24 protein-coding genes, 1 pseudogene and 1 riboswitch are annotated in these 22,709 nt (G+C 49.5%); of the genes and pseudogenes, 21 read left to right on the top strand and 4 right to left on the bottom strand.

Features of this window, described 5'->3' with window-relative positions:
- Window positions 1-27 precede the first annotated feature (27 nt).
- Window positions 28-1,410: an ISNCY family transposase gene (locus ACLU9Q_RS15450; RefSeq protein ID WP_412624485.1), complete on the bottom strand. Its 1,383-nt coding sequence runs from the start codon at window positions 1,408-1,410 to the stop codon at window positions 28-30.
- A 186-nt stretch (window positions 1,411-1,596) separates the two neighbouring features.
- Window positions 1,597-1,788: riboswitch (cobalamin riboswitch) on the top strand.
- Window positions 1,789-2,017: 229 nt separating this feature from the next.
- Between ACLU9Q_RS15450 and ACLU9Q_RS15445 the strand changes: the two genes are divergently transcribed.
- From ACLU9Q_RS15445 to ACLU9Q_RS15370, 16 genes are all read left to right on the top strand, one after another.
- Window positions 2,018-2,965 carry an L-lactate dehydrogenase gene (locus tag ACLU9Q_RS15445; protein WP_296840511.1) on the top strand — a complete coding sequence of 316 codons (948 nt, stop codon included), beginning with the start codon at window positions 2,018-2,020 and terminating at the stop codon, window positions 2,963-2,965.
- Between the two features lie 70 nt (window positions 2,966-3,035).
- The gene (locus ACLU9Q_RS15440; protein WP_296840514.1) at window positions 3,036-3,830 is read left to right on the top strand and encodes a CoB--CoM heterodisulfide reductase iron-sulfur subunit B family protein; all 795 of its coding nucleotides are present in this window, start codon (window positions 3,036-3,038) and stop codon (window positions 3,828-3,830) included.
- Window positions 3,827-4,219, top strand: a complete 393-nt coding sequence (locus ACLU9Q_RS15435) for a 4Fe-4S dicluster domain-containing protein (RefSeq protein ID WP_006861141.1) — start codon at window positions 3,827-3,829, stop codon at window positions 4,217-4,219. Before ACLU9Q_RS15440 ends, ACLU9Q_RS15435 begins: the two co-directional genes overlap by 4 nt.
- A 6-nt stretch (window positions 4,220-4,225) precedes the next feature.
- The gene (locus tag ACLU9Q_RS15430; RefSeq protein ID WP_302592696.1) at window positions 4,226-6,214 is read left to right on the top strand and encodes a CoB--CoM heterodisulfide reductase iron-sulfur subunit A family protein; all 1,989 of its coding nucleotides are present in this window, start codon (window positions 4,226-4,228) and stop codon (window positions 6,212-6,214) included.
- The gene (locus ACLU9Q_RS15425) at window positions 6,205-6,648 is read left to right on the top strand and encodes a hydrogenase iron-sulfur subunit (RefSeq protein WP_006861139.1); all 444 of its coding nucleotides are present in this window, start codon (window positions 6,205-6,207) and stop codon (window positions 6,646-6,648) included. The genes ACLU9Q_RS15430 and ACLU9Q_RS15425 overlap by 10 nt, the downstream gene beginning before the upstream one ends.
- The gene (locus tag ACLU9Q_RS15420) at window positions 6,636-7,622 is read left to right on the top strand and encodes a 4Fe-4S dicluster domain-containing protein (RefSeq protein WP_296907990.1); all 987 of its coding nucleotides are present in this window, start codon (window positions 6,636-6,638) and stop codon (window positions 7,620-7,622) included. Before ACLU9Q_RS15425 ends, ACLU9Q_RS15420 begins: the two co-directional genes overlap by 13 nt.
- Window positions 7,615-8,664 carry a 4Fe-4S dicluster domain-containing protein gene (locus ACLU9Q_RS15415; RefSeq protein ID WP_296837580.1) on the top strand — a complete coding sequence of 350 codons (1,050 nt, stop codon included), beginning with the start codon at window positions 7,615-7,617 and terminating at the stop codon, window positions 8,662-8,664. Before ACLU9Q_RS15420 ends, ACLU9Q_RS15415 begins: the two co-directional genes overlap by 8 nt.
- Window positions 8,661-9,515, top strand: coding sequence for an FAD/NAD(P)-binding protein (locus ACLU9Q_RS15410; RefSeq protein ID WP_040782468.1), 855 nt, complete (start codon window positions 8,661-8,663; stop codon window positions 9,513-9,515). The genes ACLU9Q_RS15415 and ACLU9Q_RS15410 overlap by 4 nt, the downstream gene beginning before the upstream one ends.
- Window positions 9,516-9,759: 244 nt before the next feature.
- On the top strand, window positions 9,760-10,434 hold the full coding sequence (locus ACLU9Q_RS15405) for a 2Fe-2S iron-sulfur cluster-binding protein (protein WP_006861135.1): 675 nt from the start codon (window positions 9,760-9,762) through the stop codon (window positions 10,432-10,434).
- A gap of 12 nt (window positions 10,435-10,446) precedes the next feature.
- Window positions 10,447-12,066, top strand: a complete 1,620-nt coding sequence (locus ACLU9Q_RS15400) for an FAD-dependent oxidoreductase (protein WP_412625604.1) — start codon at window positions 10,447-10,449, stop codon at window positions 12,064-12,066.
- 26 nt (window positions 12,067-12,092) lie between these two features.
- Window positions 12,093-12,935 carry a fumarate hydratase gene (locus ACLU9Q_RS15395; protein ID WP_296837587.1) on the top strand — a complete coding sequence of 281 codons (843 nt, stop codon included), beginning with the start codon at window positions 12,093-12,095 and terminating at the stop codon, window positions 12,933-12,935.
- Complete coding sequence (locus ACLU9Q_RS15390; protein WP_006861132.1) at window positions 12,936-13,493, top strand: Fe-S-containing hydro-lyase; 558 nt, start codon at window positions 12,936-12,938, stop codon at window positions 13,491-13,493.
- 91 nt (window positions 13,494-13,584) lie between these two features.
- Window positions 13,585-13,887, top strand: a complete 303-nt coding sequence (locus tag ACLU9Q_RS15385; protein WP_296837593.1) for a hypothetical protein — start codon at window positions 13,585-13,587, stop codon at window positions 13,885-13,887.
- A 151-nt stretch (window positions 13,888-14,038) separates the two neighbouring features.
- Window positions 14,039-14,494, top strand: a complete 456-nt coding sequence (locus ACLU9Q_RS15380) for a MarR family winged helix-turn-helix transcriptional regulator (RefSeq protein ID WP_040782462.1) — start codon at window positions 14,039-14,041, stop codon at window positions 14,492-14,494.
- A 177-nt stretch (window positions 14,495-14,671) separates the two neighbouring features.
- Entirely contained in the window at window positions 14,672-15,949 is a 1,278-nt protein-coding gene (locus tag ACLU9Q_RS15375) for an MATE family efflux transporter (RefSeq protein ID WP_412625612.1), read from the top strand.
- Window positions 15,949-16,494, top strand: a complete 546-nt coding sequence (locus ACLU9Q_RS15370) for a flavodoxin family protein (protein WP_296837602.1) — start codon at window positions 15,949-15,951, stop codon at window positions 16,492-16,494. Before ACLU9Q_RS15375 ends, ACLU9Q_RS15370 begins: the two co-directional genes overlap by 1 nt.
- Window positions 16,495-16,583: 89 nt before the next feature.
- On the opposite strand, the gene ACLU9Q_RS15365 is transcribed toward ACLU9Q_RS15370, so the two are convergent.
- Window positions 16,584-17,156: a flavin reductase family protein gene (locus tag ACLU9Q_RS15365; protein WP_040782460.1), complete on the bottom strand. Its 573-nt coding sequence runs from the start codon at window positions 17,154-17,156 to the stop codon at window positions 16,584-16,586.
- A 148-nt stretch (window positions 17,157-17,304) separates the two neighbouring features.
- Between ACLU9Q_RS15365 and ACLU9Q_RS15360 the strand changes: the two genes are divergently transcribed.
- Window positions 17,305-17,649, top strand: a complete 345-nt coding sequence (locus tag ACLU9Q_RS15360) for a winged helix-turn-helix transcriptional regulator (protein ID WP_296837612.1) — start codon at window positions 17,305-17,307, stop codon at window positions 17,647-17,649.
- Between the two features lie 10 nt (window positions 17,650-17,659).
- Here ACLU9Q_RS15360 and ACLU9Q_RS15355 read toward each other — a convergent pair whose 3' ends face one another.
- Entirely contained in the window at window positions 17,660-17,836 is a 177-nt protein-coding gene (locus ACLU9Q_RS15355) for a hypothetical protein (protein ID WP_296837614.1), read from the bottom strand.
- A gap of 125 nt (window positions 17,837-17,961) precedes the next feature.
- Complete coding sequence (locus tag ACLU9Q_RS15350) at window positions 17,962-18,291, bottom strand: hypothetical protein (RefSeq protein WP_296837617.1); 330 nt, start codon at window positions 18,289-18,291, stop codon at window positions 17,962-17,964.
- A 146-nt stretch (window positions 18,292-18,437) separates the two neighbouring features.
- Here ACLU9Q_RS15350 and ACLU9Q_RS15345 point away from each other — a divergent pair, with 146 nt between their 5' ends.
- The 4 genes and pseudogenes from ACLU9Q_RS15345 to ACLU9Q_RS15330 form a co-directional block, all read left to right on the top strand.
- On the top strand, window positions 18,438-18,653 hold the full coding sequence (locus ACLU9Q_RS15345; RefSeq protein WP_296907986.1) for a helix-turn-helix domain-containing protein: 216 nt from the start codon (window positions 18,438-18,440) through the stop codon (window positions 18,651-18,653).
- A 74-nt stretch (window positions 18,654-18,727) separates the two neighbouring features.
- Window positions 18,728-20,981, top strand: a pseudogene (gene hsdR / locus ACLU9Q_RS15340) (EcoAI/FtnUII family type I restriction enzme subunit R).
- Window positions 20,982-22,469, top strand: coding sequence for a class I SAM-dependent DNA methyltransferase (locus tag ACLU9Q_RS15335; RefSeq protein ID WP_296837626.1), 1,488 nt, complete (start codon window positions 20,982-20,984; stop codon window positions 22,467-22,469).
- Window positions 22,466-22,709 (top strand): hypothetical protein (locus ACLU9Q_RS15330; protein ID WP_330691055.1); only part of this gene is annotated, 244 nt, incomplete at its 3' end. The genes ACLU9Q_RS15335 and ACLU9Q_RS15330, both read left to right, overlap by 4 nt.

Genomic DNA, 22,709 nt, shown 5'->3' with positions numbered 1-22,709 from the left:
ATACCTATCATCTTTTTCTGCTGCTTTTTATGCTGGAACGTCATCCATTAGATGGTGCTCCTGTGTCTTTACGAATTTCTGGAAAGTTTTGCTGCGCCAGGGATGGCTCATTGGCGGAATATAATGTCTTTTTGCTTTGGGCGGCTGATAGTCTGCATCCAGATCCCGGGATCTTTCCATATGTTCGGGGATCTCCTCCAGTGCATGGACATCCTTGTCATTGACACAGCAGAAAAGGCTTCCGTCAAAAGCCTGGATAACCATTATTTTTGTGCCTTTGCGGTAATGTACCTGTTTCCCTCTGGCGTCCAGCATCCGGTAATGGCGGTGCCGGAACTGGATCGCATGCCCGCAATCCACGGTCCGTTCTGTCAGGACAGCGAGAACCAGGTTGATTTTTTCATTTTCCGGTTGCGTTTCAAACACAGATTTGATACCATTAAGGGGAAGCGCGAACTTCTCATTGAATTCTTTTATGTATGAGTGGAGGAATTCATTGGCAGCATCTATGGTCGTGATCCCTGCTAATCGTAATTCGATTGGCAGGCGCGACTGTAGTGTCTGGTTGAGGCGTTCTACGCGGCCTTTGGCCTGCGGGACACTGCTGGATTCCAGCTGAACACCAAGCTGCTTGCAGGCATAAGCGAATTGGGTATAGGTATCCTCATCAAGAGATGGGGAGTTTTTCTTTTTATAGGTAAATACCGTACGGCGGTCTGTGAAGATCCTGTAAGGGATGCCGTAGGTGGTCAGGATCTGGTGGAATACGTGATAGTAGCCCTTTAAGGTTTCCTGCGTGTCAAACCAGGCTCCGGTGACCCGGCCGGTAGCATCGTCAATAGCCAGGTGGAGGTGCCATACCTGCCCGGGGATCCATTCATAGGGAGTTGCGTCCATCTGCTGCAGTTCCCCAAAATAAGCACATCTTGGACGTCTTGAATGAGCATCTTCAACCGCTACGAGATTGGTTTGGAGCACAGCGGCTTCTTTCAGGCTGCAGGCACTTTTCTTTTTATCCTGAAGCTCCTTTTCCATACGCTTTTTCTTGGCCTTTGTAACTTTCGGAGAAAGAATATATTTACTTTCCAGGATCTTAGCTACAGAAGAAGGTGAGACGCAGATGTGTTCATGGGCCTCAAGGAGTTCTGAATAATGCTGGAAATTAGCATCAAAATATTTTGTAAGGTAGAGATCGATGATGCGATTGCGGGTCTCGTCAGGGATGCTGGTGGACGGTTTACGTCCCCTATTGCCATGGATAAAGAAAGCCTTTCCTTCTTTGCGGTATCCAGCCAGCATACGGTTGATATGGCGTTTGGTGCAGCCAAGGGTGAGGGCAGCCCTGTCCTTATTCCCATCCGGGTGATCTGCCAGAGATTTGATCACTTCGTATTTTTTCTGTTCATCCATTGTAAGTATTACCTTTCTGATAATGATTTCCTCCAATCTAAAATAGATAGAGGATATTTTACCACATCCGGGACATTTTCATATGTGGTATACTAGGACATTATCATAAATGGCTTATATTGTCAAAAAAATAACAATATTGGTATTGACAAAAAAATAACAATATGATATTCTCGATATGTGCAAAAGAATAGTGCAGTATCAGGTGAGAGTAGTTTTAGGCTCTGGCAAAAGGGAATCAGGTGAGAATCCTGAGCGAACTGGTCACTGTATTCAGGGAGTGAACTTCAGTAACCATTGCATCCCCAAAGAATGTGAGAAGGTGAAGGGAACGGCGAACTGTAAGTCAGGAAACCTGCCTGGTACATGGATGTGCTCCAGACACAGCGCAAGCATCCGGCAGTCATAGGGTATCCGGAAGATACCTTATGGTTTATTTGGTGTGTCTGCAAAGGGGAGCGGACGCTTTTTTGTTGCCAAGCATACGACAAAAACGTCCAGTGGACGTTTTTAGTTGAAAAATCCCTCTATAAAATCTGAGGGAGAGCTTTCTCTTTGTAAGAACCATGCACAAGAATACCTCTATAAGGAAGGAGATCACACATTTATGAGCAGCAAAATCACGATTATTGGAGCAGGAAGCGTAGGAGCAACGATTGCCTATACCCTTTCCCAGAGAGATATCGCATCAGAACTCGTTCTGATCGACATCAACAAGGAAAAGGTGGACGGTGAGGTGATGGATATTGAGCAGGGTACCTGCTTCCGCGATCCGGTGTCCATTGTTGGAGGCGAGTATGAGGATGCGAAGGATTCCGACATCGTTATCATTACCTCCGGCGTAGCAAGAAAGCCGGGACAGTCCAGAATCGAACTCACTCAGACGAATGTAAACATTCTGAAGCAGATTACGCCGGAAATTGTAAAGGCAGCGCCGAAAGCGCTCTACATCATTGTGAGCAACCCGGTGGACATCATGACCTACGTGTTTACAAAAATTTCCGGACTCCCGGAGAATCAGATCATCGGTTCCGGTACGATCCTCGACACGGCGCGTCTGCGCTGCGGTCTTTCTGAGCATTTCCGCGTGGCACAGAAAAATATCCATGCGTATGTATTTGGCGAGCACGGTGATTCTTCCTTTATCCCGTGGACGGGCGCTTATATTTCCGGCGCGCATATCAGCGAATACTATGAGATGATGAAGTCCCGCGGGGAGGATATCGACGAGCTTGACAAAGAGGCAATGACAGAGTACGTACACAAATCCGGCGGAAAGATTATTGCAAATAAGGGAGCAACCTTCTATGCGATCTCCGCTGCTGTCTGCAAGCTGTGCGATATCCTGGTAGCGTCCTCTGATTCCATCGCAACGGTTTCCTCCATGATGCACGGCGAGTACGGTATTGAAGATGTATGTCTCAGTACGCTTACGCTGGTGGGACCGAACGGTATCCGCGGGAAGGTACCGATGCGCATGAACAAGGAAGAGACGGAGAAGCTGCGCGCAAGCGCAAAGGTGCTCAAGGACGTTATCGCGCAGATCGAATTATGATGCCGGGCAAAGTGTTCTGTAATTCACAAAGAAATCTGAAAGCATCGTAACACAAATATTAGGAGGAACTATGAAATACAGTTATTATCCGGGATGTACCTTGCGGACGAAGGCGAAAGACCTGGATGCCTATGCAAGAGCTTCGGCGCGTGCGCTCGGCTTTGAGCTGGAGGAGATTGAAAACTGGCAGTGCTGCGGCGGCGTTTATCCGCTGGGAAGCGATGAGATTGCCACGAAGCTTTCTTCTGTACGCGCGCTGAACGAGGCAAAGGAAAAGGGTCAGGAGCTTGTTACGCTCTGTTCCGCCTGTCATCATGTCATCAAGCGCGTGAATGATGACATGAAGCATGTGGAGGACATCCGCACAAGGGCAAACAATTATATGCAGCTTGAGACTCCCTACGCCGGGGAGACGACGGTGCTGCATTATCTGGAGGTTTTAAGAGACCGCGTTGGGTTTGATGAACTGAAGAAAAAAGTGGTAAATCCGCTTACGGGCAGAAAAATCGGCGCCTATTATGGCTGTCTGCTTCTGCGTCCGGGCAGCGTGATGGCGTTTGACAATCCGGAAAATCCCACGATTATCGAGGATTTCATCCGTGCCATCGGAGCAGAGCCTGTTATTTACCCATACCGCAACGAATGCTGCGGCGGCTATATTTCCTTGAAGGAAAAAGAGCTTTCAAAGAACATGTGCGACACGATTATGGAGAGTGCGTCCGGCTTCGGCGCAGAAATGCTGATCACCGCCTGTCCCCTGTGCCTGTACAACCTGAACAAGAGCACGAACGGAAAGCTTCCGGTATACTATTTTACAGAGCTTCTCGCAGAGGCGCTCGGTGTCAAAGAGGAGGTGGCGAAGTGAACAAGACCGCAAAAAAGCAGGCGGAGCTGATTCAGGAAATCAGCGGCGTCAATCCTTTAAAATGTATGAAATGCGGAAAATGTTCCGCAACCTGCCCCTCATATGATGAAATGGACATCAAACCGCACCAGTTTGTATCTTATGTGCAGCACGAAAACATTGAGGCGCTGGTACAGTCAAAGACACTCTGGAAATGTCTTTCCTGCTTTGCCTGTGTGGAGCGCTGTCCGCGGGATGTAAAGCCCGGCAAGCTGATCGACGCGGCAAGACAGATCGTCGTGCGTGAGCGCGGAGCGGATTATCTGCAGCCGGATGAAATTCCGGAGCTTCTTGATGAGGAGCTTCCGCAGCAGCTTTTAGTCAGTGCATTCAGAAGATACAGGAGGTGAGCACAGATGCAGAGAATAGGAGTGTTTGTCTGTCATTGCGGAAGCAACATCGCCGCAACGGTGGACGTAAAGAAAGTAGTAGAAATGGCTCTGCAGGAACCGGGCGTGGTTCATGCGGAGGATTATCAGTATATGTGCTCGGAGGCAGGTCAGGCGAAGATTGCCGCGGCAATCAAAGAGAAAAATCTGACAGGCATCGTCGTATGTTCCTGTTCGCCGCGTATGCACGAGACGACCTTCCGCAAGGCGGCGGAGCGCGCCGGGCTGAACCCGTATATGGTGGAGATCGCCAACATCCGCGAGCACTGCTCCTGGATACATAAGGATATCGAAGAAGCTACCAAAAAGGCAGTCATCCTTGCACGGGCAGCCATTGCAAAAGTAAATCTGGATGCCCCCTTAAAGCCTGGCGAGAGCCGGGTTACAAAGCGTGCCCTGGTAATCGGCGGCGGAATCGCCGGCATCCAGACAGCGCTGGATATCGCTGACGCGGGCTATGAGGTGGATATCGTGGAAAAAACGCCGAGTATCGGCGGCAGAATGTCGCAGCTCGACAAGACCTTCCCGACCCTGGACTGCTCGGCATGTATCCTCACTCCGAAGATGGTGGAGGCGGCAGCCCACGAGAAAATCAGAATCTATACATACAGTGAAGTGGAAAAGGTGAGCGGCTTCGTCGGCGACTTCACGGTCGATATCCGCAAGAAGGCGCGCAGCGTGGACATGGACAAATGTACCGGCTGCGGCGTGTGCCAGGAGAAATGCCCGTCCCGCAAGACGCCCAGCGAATTCAACCGCGGACTGAACACCAGAAGCGCCATCTATACGCCGTTTGCGCAGGCAATCCCGAATGTACCGGTAATCGACCGCGAGAACTGCATCAAGTTTAAGACCGGCAAATGCGGCGTGTGCGCGAAGGTCTGCCAGGCAGGCGCCATCGACTATGACCAGAAGGACGAGATTATCACAGAGAAATACGGTGCAATCGTGGTTGCAACCGGTTTTGATACCATCAAGCTGGACAATTACGACGAGTACGCCTACAGCCAGAGCAAGGATGTCATCACCTCCCTGGAGCTGGAGCGTATCATGAATGCCGCCGGACCGACAAAAGGTCATCTGGAGCGCCTCTCCGACGGAAAAGCGCCGAAGGAAATGGTATTCATCCAGTGCGTCGGCAGCCGCTGCTCAGACAGCAGAGGAAAGAGCTACTGCTCGAAAATCTGCTGTATGTACACGGCGAAGCACGCCATGCTCATCCGCGACAAATATCCGGATGTGAATGTGACGGTGTTCTATATTGATGTGCGTACACCGGGCAAAAACTTCGATGAATTCTACCGCCGTGCGGTAGAGCAGTACGGCGTCAACTATATCAAGGGCCAGGTTGGCAAGGTTGCGCCGCAGCCAAACGGCAGACTGCTTGTGCAGGCGTCTGATCTGCTGGATAACCGGCAGATTAAGATGGAAGCCGATATGGTTGTCCTGGCGACCGCCATCGAGCCGAACCCGGATGTCCGCAAGATTGCGACCATGCTGACAGCGAGCATCGACACCAACAACTTCCTCACGGAAGCGCACGCAAAGCTGCGTCCGGTGGAATCTCCGACAGCCGGTATTTTCCTGTCCGGCGTCTGCCAGGGACCCAAAGATATTCCGGAGACAGTTGCGCAGGCGGGCGCGGCGGCTGTAAAGGCAATCGGTCTGCTTGCAAAGGATAAGCTGCTGACGAACCCGTGCACGGCGCAGTCCGATATCCTGCTCTGCAACGGCTGCTCATCCTGTGCGAATGTCTGCCCGTACGGAGCAATCACCTATGAAGACAGGGAAGTAAACGACCACGGCATCCGTGAGACGCGCCGCATCGCAGTCGTAAACAGCGCGCTGTGCCAGGGCTGCGGAGCATGTACCGTTGCCTGCCCGTCCGGAGCGATGGATCTGCAGGGCTTCTCGAACAGACAGATTATAGCGGAGGTGGATGCAATATGTCGATAGAAAAGAACGAAGAATTTAAACCGAAAATTGTCGCTTTCTGCTGTAACTGGTGCAGCTACGCGGGCGCAGACCTGGCTGGAAGCAGCCGTCTGACCTACCCGGCGGACGTCAAGATCATCCGCGTGCCCTGTTCCTGCCGTGTCAACCCGATGTTCATCCTGAGAGCATTTGAGAAGGGCGCGGACGGCGTGATCCTGTGCGGCTGTCATCCGGGCGACTGCCACTACAGCACCGGAAACTATTATGCGCGCAGACGTATGACGCTGCTGTTCTCCATGCTGGACTTCATCGGCGTGGAAAACGGACGCACCCGCGTGGAATGGGTTTCCGCCGCGGAGGGCGCGAAATTCTCCGCCACCATGAACGAGTTTGTGGAGAAGATCTACTCGCTCGGAAAGAACGTAAGATTGGAGGATTTAAGATGCAGGAATTAATTAACCGTGCAAAAGAGCTGCTGGCAGACGGAACGGTTGCGCGTGTCCTTGGCTGGAGAGCCGGCGACCTGCCTTATAATCCGGAACCGGCTTACTTTGAAAACGCGGAAGAGCTGCAGGATTTCGTGTACAACGGATTCTGCGGGGCGAATTTAAGCAAATATATGATAGAAGCCTCCAAACTGGAGGGAAAGACCCTGGTCTGCCTGAAGCCGTGCGATACCTACAGCTTTAACCAGCTCTTAAAGGAGCACCGCGTGGACCGCGAAAAAGCGTACATCATCGGCGTGGGCTGCAAGGGCAAGCTGGATATTGAAAAAATCAGAAAACAGGGCATTAAGGGCATTGAGCACATCGACGGGGCGGAAATTGAGGATGCCTGCGATACGCTGACGATCCAGACTATTTACGGAGAAAAGAGCTGCGCCTATAAGGACGCCATGCTGGAGCGCTGCCATGTCTGCAAGGGCAAGGAGCACCGGATTTACGACGAGCTGATCGGGGATTCTGCGGACACCACGGACGCGGACCGCTTTGAGGAGGTGCGCCGCATCGAGTCGATGAGCCCGCAGGAGAAGTTTGCTTTCTTCCAGAAGGAACTGAGCAAATGTATCCGCTGCAACGCCTGCCGCAACGTATGTCCGGCGTGCAGCTGCCGCAAATGTGTATTTGACAGCACAAAATTTGACAGCTCCCAGAAGGCGAACGCCGATTCCTTTGAGGAGAAAATGTTCCATATTATCCGTGCTTTCCATGTTGCCGGAAGATGTACGGACTGCGGAGAGTGCAGCCGCGTATGTCCGCAGGGCATTCCTCTGCACCTGTTTAACCGGAAGTTTATCAAGGATATCAACGAGCTTTACGGAGAATACCAGGCGGGCGAAGATATCACGGCGGATACGCCGCTGACGCACTTTACCTTTGACGACGCCGAGCCGGGAATCGTTGCAGAGAGGGGGAAGGAGCATGTATAAGATTGCGAAAGAAAACCTGCCGCAACTTTACCGCCGCATTGCGGAAAAGAAGGAGCTGTATCTGCCGCTGGAAATCGGCGGACAGACAAACTTCGCGGTATGGGAAGAGGGCGATACGGTAGCCCTTGATGTGCTGAAGACCGTGAAATCCCCCAAGGATGCTTTTTTTCCGCAGAGTGAGAATCTCTATACCTGCAAACGCGAAGGAAAGAAGATTTCCATCGAGCCGCAGGCGCTGAAGGAACAGGAATTTGTGGTATTCGGCATGAAAGCCTGCGATGTACAGGGCGTGCAGGTGCTCGATAAGGTCTTTCTGGCGGAGCCGGTGGATTCCTTCTATGCGGCGCGCCGCGAACACGGAACGATCGTCGCCCTCGCCTGTCACGAGCCGGAGGAAACCTGCTTTTGCAGGGTGTTCGGCATCGACTGCGCAGACCCGGCGGCGGACGTTGCCTGCTGGATGATCGAAGAGGAGCTTTTCTGGAAGCCGCTTACCGCGAAGGGTGAAGCGCTCACAGAAGAAGTGCGTGATCTGCTCACGGAGACAGAAGGGGACAGCGAAAAAGTGGAGGCGGAAAAAGAAAATATCCGCAGTATCGTGGAGAAGCTTCCGTACAGTCATCTGTCATTAGAGGGCTGGAACGGGGAAGCCCAGAAGGAGAAATTCGATTCCCCGCTCTGGGAGGAGCTGTATAAACCGTGCCTGGCGTGCGGAACCTGCACCTTCGTCTGCCCGACCTGCCAGTGCTACGATATCAAAGATTACGATACCGGACATGGCGTGCAGCGCTACCGCTGCTGGGATTCCTGCATGTATTCCGACTTCACCATGATGGCGCACGGCAACAACCGTACCAGTCAGATGCAGCGGTTCCGCCAGCGCTTTATGCACAAGCTGGTGTACTTCCCGGCGAACAACGACGGAATGTATTCCTGTGTCGGCTGCGGACGCTGCGTGGAAAAATGCCCGGCATCCCTGAATATCGTAAAAGTAATTAAAAAGTTTTCGGAAGAAAAAGCAGCGGGAGGTGAACAGCAGTGAGCGAATGTACCTGTCATAAAAATTATACCAGAGATACGCTGATTCCGATGGTGGGCGTGATTACCGACATCCGCCAGGAAACGCCGGACGTAAAGACGTTCCGCGTCAACGCGCCGGAGGGCGGCAAGCTGTTTGAACATATGCCGGGACAGTGCGCAATGCTCTGCGCGCCCGGCGTCAGCGAGGGTATGTTTTCCATCACCTCCTCGCCGACAAATAAAGAATTCCAGGAATTCAGCATCAAAAAATGCGGAATGCTGACGGATTATCTGCACAGCCTGCAGGTGGGCGACGAGATTACCGTCCGCGGTCCATACGGCAATCATTTCCCGGTTGAGACAGAGCTGAAAGGGAAAAATCTGCTGTTTATCGCCGGTGGTATCGGTCTGGCGCCGCTGCGCTCCGTCATCAATTATGTGCTTGACAACCGCGCTGATTACGGCACCGTCGATATCCTCTACGGTTCCCGCTCGGCGGACGACCTTGTACAGCTCAAAGAAATCCAGGAGGTCTGGAGCAAAGCAGAGGGCGTCAATGTATATCTGACCATCGACCGCCCGCAGGAAGGCTGGGACGGACATGTCGGATTCGTACCCGCCTACTTAAAAGAGCTGGAATTTGCCACCGACAAGACGGCGCTTATCTGCGGACCGCCCATCATGATAAAATTCGTGCTGGCGGCGCTCGTGGAAATGGGCTTCTCTAAAGAGCAGGTCTACACCACCCTGGAGCTGCGCATGAAATGCGGAATCGGAAAATGCGGCAGATGTAACATTGGATCGAAATATGTGTGCAAAGACGGTCCCGTATTCCGCTGCGACGAAATAGACGAAATGCCGAATGAGTACTAACGGACTACTCCGCAGTGGCAGACTGACATCGGAGCATTCACGTCATGCTTGCATGTAAGGGAATGCTTCGATGGAGGGATGCGAAGGGCGAAGCCCGTAAGCCTCAATGCAGGCACTGCGTTGAGGCGGCACTGCGGGAACAGCGGAGAAGTCTTTATAGGCATATGAAACTCAAACGAGCAAAAGGCGAAGCGTTTGCGAGTCTGGGCGACAAGGATTCAATCAGATGAAAGGACAAACAATTATGGAAAAAATGGTAAACGTATATTTTTTCGGTAAGAAGTACAGCGTGCCCGCCGACCTGACGATTATGACCGCGATGGAATACGCCGGTTATACGTTAAAGAGAGGCTGCGGCTGCCGCCACGGTTTCTGCGGCGCCTGTGCGACGATTTACCGGATCAAGGGAAAAAATGAATTAAAGACCTGTCTCGCCTGTCAGACACAGGTGGAGGAAGGCATGTATGTGGCAAGCATCCCGTTTTTCCCGACAGATAAAAGAACCTACGATATCAACGAAATCAAGCCGGACCAGCGCATTATGATGGAGCTGTATCCGGAAATCTACAGCTGCATCGGCTGCAATGCCTGTACAAAAGCCTGTACGCAGGATTTAAACGTTATGCAGTATATCGCATATGCGCAGCGCGGCGAATTTGAAAAATGCGCCGAGGAATCCTTTGACTGCGTAAGCTGCGGCTGCTGTTCCGTAAGATGTCCGGCGGGCATTTCCCATCCGATGGTGGGACTGCTGGCGCGCAGACTTACCGGAAAATATATCGCTCCGAAGGCGGAGCATCTGGAGAAGCGCGTGGAGGAGATTCATTCCGGCGCTTACGACGAGATGATCGAGCAGATCATGCAGAAGCCGATCACCGAAATGCAGGAACTTTACAACAACAGAGAAATTGAGGAATAAGGAGGGTCAGACATGTACACACCATATCCAGAGTCTATGATGGAATCCGTCAGAAAAGTAGAGGCTACAAGAGAAGCGCGTATGGCGGCGGAACCGAGACGTCTGACCGCAGAGGAAAAAGACAATCTCCTTAAAGAATTCCATCCGGATTACAGAGAAGAAGCATTCGAAGAAATCAAAGTAGGTCCGAACAAAGGACAGAAAGCAAACAAAGAGCTGGTACATCTTCTGCATTCCAACAGCCGTCTGCTGAACAGTAAAACAGACCTTAGCAACCCGGATTACGATGTGGATGTGCTGGTGATCGGCGGCGGCGGCGCGGGCGCGTCCTGCGCGATCGAGGCGCACAATGCCGGCGCGAATGTGATGATCGTCACCAAGCTTCGCATCGGCGACGCCAACACCATGATGGCGGAGGGCGGCATCCAGGCGGCGGACAAGGAAAATGATTCGCCGGTACAGCATTATCTGGACGCTTTCGGCGGCGGACACTTTGCCGCAAAGCCGGAGCTGGTAAAACGCCTTGTTATGGAAGCGCCGGACGCCATCAAGTGGCTGAACGAACTGGGCGTGGAATTTGACAAAGAAGACGACGGACGGATGATCACCACGCACGGCGGCGGTACTTCCCGGAAGAGAATGCACGCGGCAAAGGACTATTCCGGCGCGGAGATCATGCGCACCCTGCGCGACGAGGTATTGAATCGTCAGATTCCAGTGGTAGAATTTACCTCCGCTGTGGAACTGATCAAGGATGACAAAGGACAGGTGGCAGGCGCGGTTCTGCTGAACATGGAAACAGGCGATTATTCGGTTGCCAGAGCAAAGACCGTTGTACTTGCAACCGGCGGCGCCGGACGGATGCATTATCAGGGCTTTCCGACATCAAACCACTACGGTGCGACCGCGGACGGTCTAATCATGGGCTATCGCGCGGGAGCAAAGCTCCTTTACCAGGATTCCATCCAGTATCATCCGACGGGAGCCGTTTACCCGTCGCAGCTTCTGGGCGCACTGGTTACAGAAAAGGTGCGTTCCCTGGGCGCGCAGCTTGTCAACGCGGAGGGTGAGGCTTATATCCATCCGCTGGAAACACGCGATGTCAATGCCTCCGGTGTTATCCGCGAGTGCCAGGAAGGCCGCGGCGTTGAGGTGCCGGGCGGACAGAAGGGTGTATGGCTGGATACGCCGATGATCGAAATCCTTGGCGGAGAAGGCACGATTGAAGCGCGGATACCGGCAATGTTCCGTATGTACATGAAGTACGGCATTGATATGAGAAAGGTTCCGATTCTTATCTATCCGACGCTGCATTATCAGAACGGCGGCGTGGAGATTGAGGCGGACGGCTTCACAAAAGCTATCCCGAACCTGCTGGTGGCAGGCGAAGCGGTGGGCGGTATCCACGGAAAAAACCGTCTGATGGGCAACTCGCTGCTGGATATCATCGTGTTCGGTCGCAACGCCGGAAAAGCGGCGGCTGCAAAATCAAAGGATGTGACGCTTGGCGCCATGACGCTGGAGCACGTTGAGAAATACGCAGAGGAGCTGGCGGCGGCAAATGCGACAGAAGAGGGCGTATCCCCGCTGCTGCTTCCGAAGTATGCACGTCACGAATCGGCTGTCGAGTAAAGTAGAAATGGGAAAGGAGCATTCATATGCGTGAAATAAATGCAGGTCAGATTACAGATGTGGTGGAGCGGCTCTGTATCGAAGCGAACGAGCACCTTCCGTCCGATGTAAAATGTGCGATCAAAAACTGCCGCGCCTGCGAGGACGGCGAGATTGCAAAGGGCGTGCTGGATAAAATTATTGAAAACTATGAAATCGCCGATGCGGAAAACGTGCCCATCTGCCAGGACACCGGTATGGCGTGTGTTTTCCTGGAAATCGGGCAGGATGTACATATCGTCGGAGGCGACCTCTCTGATGCGGTAAACGAGGGCGTCCGCCGCGGATACGACAAGGGCTACCTGCGCAAATCCGTGGTAAAGGATCCGGTGCGCAGAGGAAATACCGGCGACAATACCCCGGCAATGATTTATACAGAAATCGTACCGGGCGAGCAGATTAAAATCACCGTCGGTCCGAAGGGCTTCGGCAGCGAAAACATGAGCGCGATCCGCATGTTCAAGCCGTCCGCAGGACTGCAGGGCATCAAGGATTTCATCATTGAGACGGTGGAGACAGCGGGACCGAATCCATGTCCGCCGATGGTTGTCGGCGTAGGAATTGGCGGCACCTTCGATAAAGCGGCGCTGCTTGCGAAAAAAGCGCTGATGCGCCCGATCGATTCCGAAAATCCGGATCCGTTCTATGCCGATCTGGAAAAGGAAATGCTGGCGAAAATCAACGAGCTTGGCATCGGACCACAGGGCTTTGGCGGAAAGACAACAGCGATCGGTTTAAATATTGAGACGATGCCGACACACATTGCCGGAATGCCGTGCGCCATCAATATTAACTGCCATGTAACGCGCCACAAAACGGAGGTGATTTAGATGGAAAAACATATCACACTGCCGCTCACCGAAGAGCTTGCAAAAACGCTTCATGCCGGGGATACCGTGTATCTTACCGGAACCATTTATACATCCCGCGACGCCGGACATAAGAGAATGTGCGAGGCGCTTGCGCGCGGGGAAAAGCTTCCGTTCGACCCGACGGATGCCACCATCTACTACGTCGGACCGACGCCGGCAAAGCCCGGACAGGTCATTGGCTCTGCCGGACCGACCACCAGCGGCCGTATGGACGCTTACGCGCCGACCATGATGTCGGTGGGTGCGCGCGGCATGATCGGAAAGGGCGCACGTCTGCCGGAGGTCGTTGAGGCAATGAAAAAATACAGCGGCGTCTACTTCGGGGCCATCGGCGGTGCCGGAGCACTGCTGGCAAAATGTATCAAAAAAGCCGAGCTGATCGCCTATGAGGACCTTGGGGCGGAGGCGCTGCGCAAGCTCTACGTGGAGGAAATGCCGCTTTTTGTCATCATCGACAGCGAGGGCAACAATCTGTATGAGAGCGGACGCGCCGCTTATCTGCAGCAGAAGAAATAATACTGCCGCTTCTGCCTGCCGGATACGCTGACAGAATGGAACACTGCATCCTGCCAGCGCGGCGGCAGAGGGCGGAAACAGGAGGAGAAAAATGACAGATTTATTAGAGGCACTGATGATACTCTGCTTCGGGCTTTCCTGGCCGATTTCCATCCGGAAATCCTGGACGTCCAGAACCGCAAAGGGAAAAAGCCTGTTTTTTGAGTTCTTTATCTGGATTGGATATGTTTTCGGAATCATCCGCAAATTCATGCTCTGGAGCTCCGGCGCCGGAACGGGCTGGCTGTTTTACCTCGGCTGGTTCTTCTATGTGCTCAACATCGTGGAAATCACCATCGATATGGCGCTTTATTTCCGCAATGTAAAGCTTGACAAAGAGCGCGACGGAAAATAAAAAGAACAGTAATGCTAATTATACTATAGCAGGGTCAGATTTCCATGAGAGGTCTGACCTTTTTTATTAGTCTTAAAACTGGACTATTGACAAGCTGATATTTACATGATAAAATAGTCCCAAAATAAGACTAAAGAAAGAAGTGATATAAATGGATGATTCCCGGATTGCCAGACAGGTATCCCGGTTTTGCGAGGAATGTCATGTAATAAATATGGTTTACGAGGATTACGCGCGCACTCTGGATATTTCGTATACCAGCCTGCAAATTTTAACAATGATTATGTTCACGGAAGAATGTACACAGAAGACAATCTGCGAAAAAACATTTCTTCCGAAGCAGACAGTGAATGCCGTTATTACAGGATTTTACAAAAAAGGAATTATTGAGCTGCGGGAATTGCCCAGCGACCGGAGAAATAAGACCATTCATCTGACAAAGGAGGGGACTGCGTATGCAGAACAAATCGTTCCCAAAATCCGGAAAGCGGAATATGCAGCCTTTGAAAAACTGACTTCCGAGCAGAGAGAAAGCCTGCTGGAGGCTATCCGGATTTACCGGATCGGTTTTCGTAACGCCATGCTGGGAGAGACTGATAATAAATAAACCACCGATAAACGATCCCCCTTGAAAGGGGGATAAATAAAAAGCAATTAGTCCCAAAATTGTACATTATAAAATATTGACTAAAGGAGAAATGAAATGGCAAAAACGATTGATATGACGCATGGAAAACCGTCAAAACTGCTTTTACAATTTGCGTTCCCTGTTCTGATTGGAAATTTGTTTCAACAGCTCTATACACTGGTAGACCGCGTAATTGTCGGTCAGTTTGTAGGAGCGGATGCTTTTTCGGCGGTAGGCTCAACAAACGCATTGTCTATGATGTTCATGTCCATGTGTATGGGAACCGCGATCGGAACGGGCGTGGTGGTTTCCCAGTATTTTGGCGCAAAAGATCAGAAAAATACGGCGAAAGCCATTGCAAACGGGGCGTATGTAAACGTAATTGTAGCGCTTATTATGACGGTTATAGCATTACTGGCTACAAAGCCGATTCTTATTCTGCTAAACACACCAGCTACGCTGATGGATGACGCGGTTTCTTACATGAGAGTATTTATGGGAGGTCTGCTTGCGGTATCCCTCTACTACACGCCTTTTTCAATTTTAAGGGCATTGGGGGATTCAAAAACGCCGCTGATTTTTCTTGCCTTTTGCAGCATATTGAATATCATTCTCGACATTATTTTTGTTGTCCCGCTGGGAATGGGTGTGGAAGGTGCTGCGATTGCTACCGTAATGGCACAGGCGATTGCTGCGGTTTTATGTATGATTTATGCGTTCAAAAAAGTGCCGCAATTCCATGATGCGGTTCATTACATGAAACCGGACAGCAATATTATCCGTCAGACATTGAAAGTTGGAATACCGACAGGATTCCAGTATTCGCTGATGTATATTTCCAGTATTGCTCTGCAGCGTGTTGTAAATGGTTTTGGGGAAAGTGTGATAGGTGCTTTCACATCTACGACTCAGATTGAACTATTAGTACAGCAGATTTACGCCGCACTTGGTACAGCAATGGTAACGTATACAGGTCAGAACATTGGCGCCGGAAAAACAGACCGGGTAAAGCAGGGAATGTGTTCTGCCATGAAGATAAGCGGAATCGTATCGGTGATTCTGCTGGTCGTTTTCTGGCTGGGCGGCAGACTGATTATGAGTATTTTCGTACCGGATAAGGATATTATCGCATTAGCTTCCAGCGGTATCCACATTACAAGCCTGTTCTTTATGGCGCTTGGAGTTGTGCAGGTACTTCGCTATTTGCTGAACGGAGCCGGAGATTCTATATATGCTTTGGTAAACGGTATTGTGGAAATCATAGCCCGTATCGGATTTGCTTTTCTGCTGACGGCGGTTCCGTTCATCGGTATGTGGGGAATCTGGCTTACAACAGGGCTTACATGGCTGGTAACAGCAGTATTTGCCCTCTGGCGTTACAGAAGTGGTGCATGGATGTCAAAATCACTTGTGAAAGGAAAGGAGAATGAATAATGAAAAAGAAACTATTAGTTTTAGCGGGCAGCGCCCGCAAACGGGGAAATTCTTCCTTGATGGCAGATGAATTTATCCGGGGAGCAAAAGAGGCAGGCCATGACGCTGAAAAAATTTATTTAACAGATAAATCGGTCGGCGGCTGTCTGGGCTGCGGAGCCTGCCAGCGTAACGGCGGACAATGTGTACAAAAAGATGACATGAATGAGATTTACGAAAAAGTGAAAAATGCAGATGTGCTTGTCTTTGCTTTCCCCGTATACTTTTATACCTGGAATGGACAGACGAAAACGGTTCTTGACCGTTTGTATGCAGTGGAACCGTTGCTGACAAACAAAACCTTTTATATGCTGGCATCCGGGCAGGCTCCAACGGAAGAATACATGACAACCATGATTGACAGTTTCCGCAGGTATATCGGCTGTTTCCGGGCAGGCGGAAATATAGAGGGAGGATTTGTCTTTGGATATGGTACAGATAAGCCGGGAGATGTTGTAGGAACTTCCGCAATGGAAAAGGCTTATGAGATGGGCAGGGCTCTGTAAAATGCGGTAACAGACAGGAAGAAAAGAACACGGAGAAATTTCTCAGACGGCTGGCAGCCCTCCCCGGTAAAGGAAGGGCTGTTTTTTTCTTATTTTTTCATGAGTCCGGCACCGGCGTTCCATGCCTTTCCCACCTTTTCTCCCGTCACATAATAACCGTGCTGGAACTGGTCGAAAATAAGGGCATGAAGCTTTGCAGGGTCAACCTTTCCATTGTCGGAGAGAACGGCTTCCTCAGCTTTCACATTGACAATTCTGCCAACAATACCGGATACATATTCGGTATCCAGAATGTCCAACAGCTCACATTCCATGACTACGGGAAACTCCTCAATGACCGGAGCATGAACTTTGTCACTTTTGACTGCTGTGTAGCCGGTGCGCTCAAATTTGTCGTTTATTTTATTTCCGGATGCGATTCCGAAGAAATCGGCGGCGTCCATGTGCGCTTCGTCGGCCAGCGCAACAGTAAAGGCTCTGCTCGCTTTAATATTCAGCCATGTTTTCTTTCCTTCACCGATAAAAAGGATAATCTTGTCCTCATCACATATCTGTCCCCACGCAACGTTCATGACATTGACCTTTTCATTCTCGTCATAAGCTGCGACCATCAATACAGGCATGGGATACACTGCCTGCACAACCCCCAAATCTTTTTTCATGATGTCATGCCTCCCTGTATTTTTTGCTTGTATTTTTTCAGCAGCAGGAATTGACATTCCCTGTCTGCTGATATTATAATTATACAAAAAGCAAGAGTAAAATCAAGTACCCACTTTACAGATAGGTACTATCCCGGAGGAAAGTATAATGAGTAAACATTGCATTGCAGATGCAGATTTTGAGAAAACCGGATACAGCTACACGCTCTCTTTGATTGCAGGAAAATATAAACCGGTAATTCTTTACTGCCTGATGGAATACGAGCCTGTCCGGTTCAACGAAATGCAGCGCTATCTGAAAAAAGTTACGGATAAAACACTGAGCCAGCATCTGAAGGAGCTGGAAGCTGACGGTCTCATCGTGCGCAAAGTATACCCGCAGATACCTCCCAAAGTGGAATATTCGCTGACTGACCGCGAGCATTCTCTTATGGAAGTTTTAGATAAGCTTTGTGACTGGGGAAATGAAAACCGGCTTTCTTTAAAGGAATAGCTGTTTTTGATTATTGAGTAATTTCTGCTTCCGCATTATGGATTTCAATGCTGCTGATTTCAGAAGATATGCAAATCTGTTCAGAGGACATATCATTTGCAAGTTCAGCAGCTTTATCCGAAAACAGTGTTTTGGCATTACCATCCATGATTTCATTTATGCTTGAATCGTCAACATACTGCTGCATTTCTGTACGAAATGCTTTTAGTATACTGTCTCTTTCTGCGACAGTTATAGCCTGCGGGTCCGGAAGCGTATAGCTGATGGTATAAAGCGTGTAGAAAAGGAAGTCACAGTACGGCTCTTTCTTTTTCAGATAACCGCTAATGCTGAAAGCAGTATTTTTTCTACCTGCTCATAATAAATCTCGTTAAGCAAAGCATTAAGCGTCAGCGTGATAAAATTATAATTATCGTCATCCGGAGAAATATTTGTTATTACGTCAGAGTGTACATCCAATAGTTTGGAAAAATCATCTTTATCCAACAAAGAATTATTAAAGTCAGCGACACTTTGCTGTGGATAGTTTTCTGTTTTGTATGCAGTCAACATTTCATACGCAGCAGATATATCAGAAGCACACGCTGTTTGTGCACTCATAACATAAAGAACAGCAAGAATCATTAATAAATATTTTTTCATGAGATGAGATTTGTTAAGGGTAGTTTTAACCTTTTCTTGCTTTCATATGCAGGTCACTTTTTAGTGACTTGAGGTTGATATAGATGAATTGATGTGCTATAATAAAACAGTGTATTTATAGAATTTTCGCGGCGAGGAGGCATTACATGGCTATCAGTTATAACAAGCTTTGGAAGCTACTGATTGATAAGGATATGCTGCGGACAGATATGGCACTAAGCGCCGGTGTGACAAAGAATGTGTTGGCCAGACTAAGTAAAGGTCAGCCCGTGTCTATGAGCAGTATGGAGAAAATCTGCAATTATCTGGATTGCGATATTGGCGATGTCATGGAATTTGTGAAAGACAAGCCGGACCAATAATTTTTTTGCATCTGAACTTCCGATAATATTTGTTATGCAGAAGTTATATTACATACGAAAGGACGGGCAACGCGATGAGTGTAATCCCAAAAGCACAGATGTCTGAGGAGGACATCAAATTTCATTTCATCACGCCTGCAATTACATCCAAGTGGAACTCTGACCACATAACCTTGGAAACAAAGATTACCGATGGACGTGTAAATTTGAAAGGCAATTTCGCTTTCCGTGAAACGGCAAAGCGTGCTGATTATGTACTCTATTTGAACCAGAATAACCCCATTGCCATTGTGGAAGCAAAGGACAACAACCACTCCATTTCGCATGGCTTACAGCAGGCCATGACCTATGCACAAATGTTGGATGTTCCTTTTGCCTACAGCTCAAACGGCGATGGATTTGCAGAGCATGATTTTTTGACTGGACAAGAGAGCACCTTTGGAATGGACGAGTTCCCTACAGAACAGGAACTCATTACGCGCTATAAAGCGGAGGCAAATGATGGTGCTGGTCTGTCCGAAGTGCAGGAAACAATCATACAACAGCCGTATTACAGCAGTCAGACTACATACCCTCCGCGATATTATCAACGGATTGCTATTAACCGTACTGTTGATGCGATTGCACGAGGGCAAAACCGTATTTTGCTGGTGATGGCAACTGGCACGGGTAAGACTTATACAGCATTCCAGATTGTCTACCGTCTGCTGAAAAGCGACATTAAGCAGAAAATCCTCTATCTTGCCGACCGCAACAACCTTGTTGACCAGTCTATCCAGCAGGATTTCGCACCGTTGGAGAAGGTTATCCATAAGGTCAACTTCTCAAAGGATGACCCAAGCACAATTACATCCTATCAGGTGTATTTCTCTCTGTATCAGCAGATTGCCGGCGGGAACGATGACAGTGAGGGCGATGAGGACAACACCATAGCCAAACTTAGCCAGTTGTTCCGCCCGGATTTCTTTGACCTCGTGATTGTAGATGAGTGTCATAGAGGCAGCGCGAAAAAAGAAAGCAACTGGAGAAAAATCCTGGAATACTTCTCCTCTGCTACGCAGATTGGTATGACAGCTACCCCGAAGGAGACAAAGTATGTTTCAAATATCGACTACTTTGGGGAGCCAATCTATACCTACAGCCTAAAAGAAGGCATTGAGGACGGCTTCCTTGCGCCATTCAAGGTAATCAATATTATAACGGATATTGGTGATGGCTGGCGTCCGCTTAAAGGGCAGCGCGACATTTATGGTTTTCTGTGCGACGGAGGACGCTGCGGAGAGGATGCGTCTGGCTTTGGTGAATCAAAATGCGGATATGGTGAAGAAGAACCCCGATTATGTGGTTCGTATCACTGGCAGTGATGATTATGGTAAGAGCAAGCTGGACTATTTCATCTCCGTATCATCCAAGTACCCGGTAATAGCGACCACATCCAAGTTGCTCTCTACCGGTTCAGATTGCAAAATGACGAAGCTGATTGTCCTTGATGAAATGATTGGCTCCATGACGGAATTTAAACAGATTATCGGACGCGGAACAAGATTGCGGGAAAAAGACGGGAAAATGAGCTTTGTGGTGATGGATTTCCGAAACGTAACGAGGCTCTTTGCTGACCCTGATTGGGATGGTCCGATTGAAATTGATGATGATTTCCAGCCAGATGACGGTGGAAATACTCCTCCACAACCGGGACAGGGATCAGAACCGGGGGCGGAACCGATTGACCCGCCGTCGGTAGACAAAAAGCCCAAGCCTTTTGTTGGGAAGGATGGCTGTAAGGTAGAGATTATCTACAAGACTGTTTCTATCTTTGATGTGAACGGGAAGCTACTCCGGCAGGAAAGCATTATCGACTACACGAAAGAAAATATCCTCGGTGAATATGCTTCGCTGGATTTCTTTATCCGCAAGTGGTCTACGGAGCAGAAAAAGGAAAAAATCAAGGAGCTGTTTCTGGAACGGGGCATTGATCTGGAGATGCTGAAAACCGAACAGGGCATGGCGGATGTGGATGATTACGATTTTATCTGCCATGTGGCATTTGACAAGAAACCGCTTACCCGTCGGGAACGCGCTGAAAACGTAAAAAAAAGCGATTTTCTGAGCAAGTATAGCGGAACCGCCAGAAAAGTTCTTGAAGCTTTGCTTGAAAAATATAAGGACACAGGCATATATGAAATTGAACGAACCGAAGTTTTGAAACTTGACCCGTTCATGCGGATGGGTAAGCCGTCAAAAATTGCTTCCTACTTTGGAGGCAAAGACGGATATTATCAAGCTGTTCAGGAATTGGAGCAGGCAATATACCAAGGGAGCGTAGCATAAATGAGCAATTTATCAACCTTTGTGAAGCGTCTCCGCGACATCATGCGGAACGACGCCGGAATTAACGGAGATGCACAGCGTATTGAGCAGATCGCATGGATGCTTTTTTTGAAAGTATACGATGCGAAAGAATCTGATTGGGAATGGGACGACGATGATTATGTTTCCATCATCCCGGAGCAGTGCAGATGGCGAAATTGGGCACATGACGCAGATGGAAAGGGAATGACAGGCGATGCTCTCCTGACATTTGTGAATAATACCCTGTTTCCTACGCTGAAAACCCTTCCCATAGACGCATCGACGCCTATTAAAAAAGCCATCGTGCAAACCACATTCGCCGACGCGAACAACTATATGAAGGATGGCATCCTTCTCCGTCAGGTTATCACTGTCATCGACGAGCTTGACCTGAACGATTATGAAGAAAGCCATGCGTTCGGAGAGATCTATGAGTCCATATTGAAGGAATTGCAGAGCGCCGGTTCTGCTGGTGAGTTCTATACGCCCCGTGCGGTTACTGATTTTATGGCGCAAATGATTGACCCTCAGATTGGCGAAACGATGGCTGATTTTGCATGTGGCACAGGCGGCTTTATTACAAGCTGGCTGAAAGAGCTAAAGAAAAAAGTAAAAACAACCGACGATGAAAAGCTTTATGCCAACTCTATTTACGGTATTGAAAAGAAACAGTTTCCGTATATGCTCTGCATCACGAATATGCTGCTTCACGATTTGGATGTTCCGCAAATTTATCATGACAATTCGCTGTTACGAGATGTGCTGGACTATACCAGCGATGACCAGGTGGATGTAATTCTGATGAATCCGCCCTATGGCGGCTCCGAGAAGACTGAAGTAAAAAACCATTTTCCCTCCGATCTGGCCAGCAGTGAAACCGCTGATTTGTTTATGTCGGTTATCATGTACCGCTTAAAGGAGAATGGACGCGCTGCGGTAATTCTTCCGGATGGTTTCCTGTTCGGAACGGACAATGCCAAGGTTGCCATCAAGAAGAAGCTGTTTTCTGAATTTAATGTCCACACCATCATACGGATGCCGGGCAGCGTTTTCTCACCCTATACATCCATTACAACAAACATTCTGTTCTTTGAAAAGACGGGTGAAACGAAAGAAACATGGTTCTATCGTTTGGATATGCCGGAGGGATACAAGCATTTCAGCAAAACCAAGCCGATGAAGCTGGAACATTTTAATTCGGCAATTGAGTGGTGGAATGATCGTCAGGAAATCAATGTAGACGGTTTTGACAAGGCGAAGAAATACACTGTGAAAGAAATTGCGGGAAGAAATTATAACATCGACCTTTGCGGATTCCCCCATGAGGAAGAAGAAATCTTGCCTCCCAAAGAGCTGATTCAGCAATATCAAGAAAAAAGGGCAAGCCTGAACGCTGACATCGACCGCATTTTGGAGCAGATTACAGAGATACTGGGCATCAACTTGACGGAGGACGAAGCAGAATGACCGGACAGCAGTTAAAAAATTCTATTCTTCAGATGGCTGTTCAAGGGAAGCTTGTGCCGCAAGACCCCAATGATGAACCCGCTTCTGTCCTGTTGGAACGTATCCGGGCGGAGAAGGAGCGGCTCATCAAAGAGGGCAAGATTAAACGGGAAAAGAATCCCTCCGTCATCTTCCGGGGTGCGGATAATTTGCCTTATGAGAAGATAGGCGAAGGGGAGCCGGTCTGCATCGCGGATGAGG

It is taken from the genome of Marvinbryantia sp. (assembly GCF_047017445.1).
Classification (GTDB): Bacteria; Bacillota; Clostridia; order Lachnospirales; family Lachnospiraceae; genus Marvinbryantia.
Note: the sequence above shows the minus strand (reverse complement) of the source record. Positions and strands in the feature narration are given on the sequence as shown.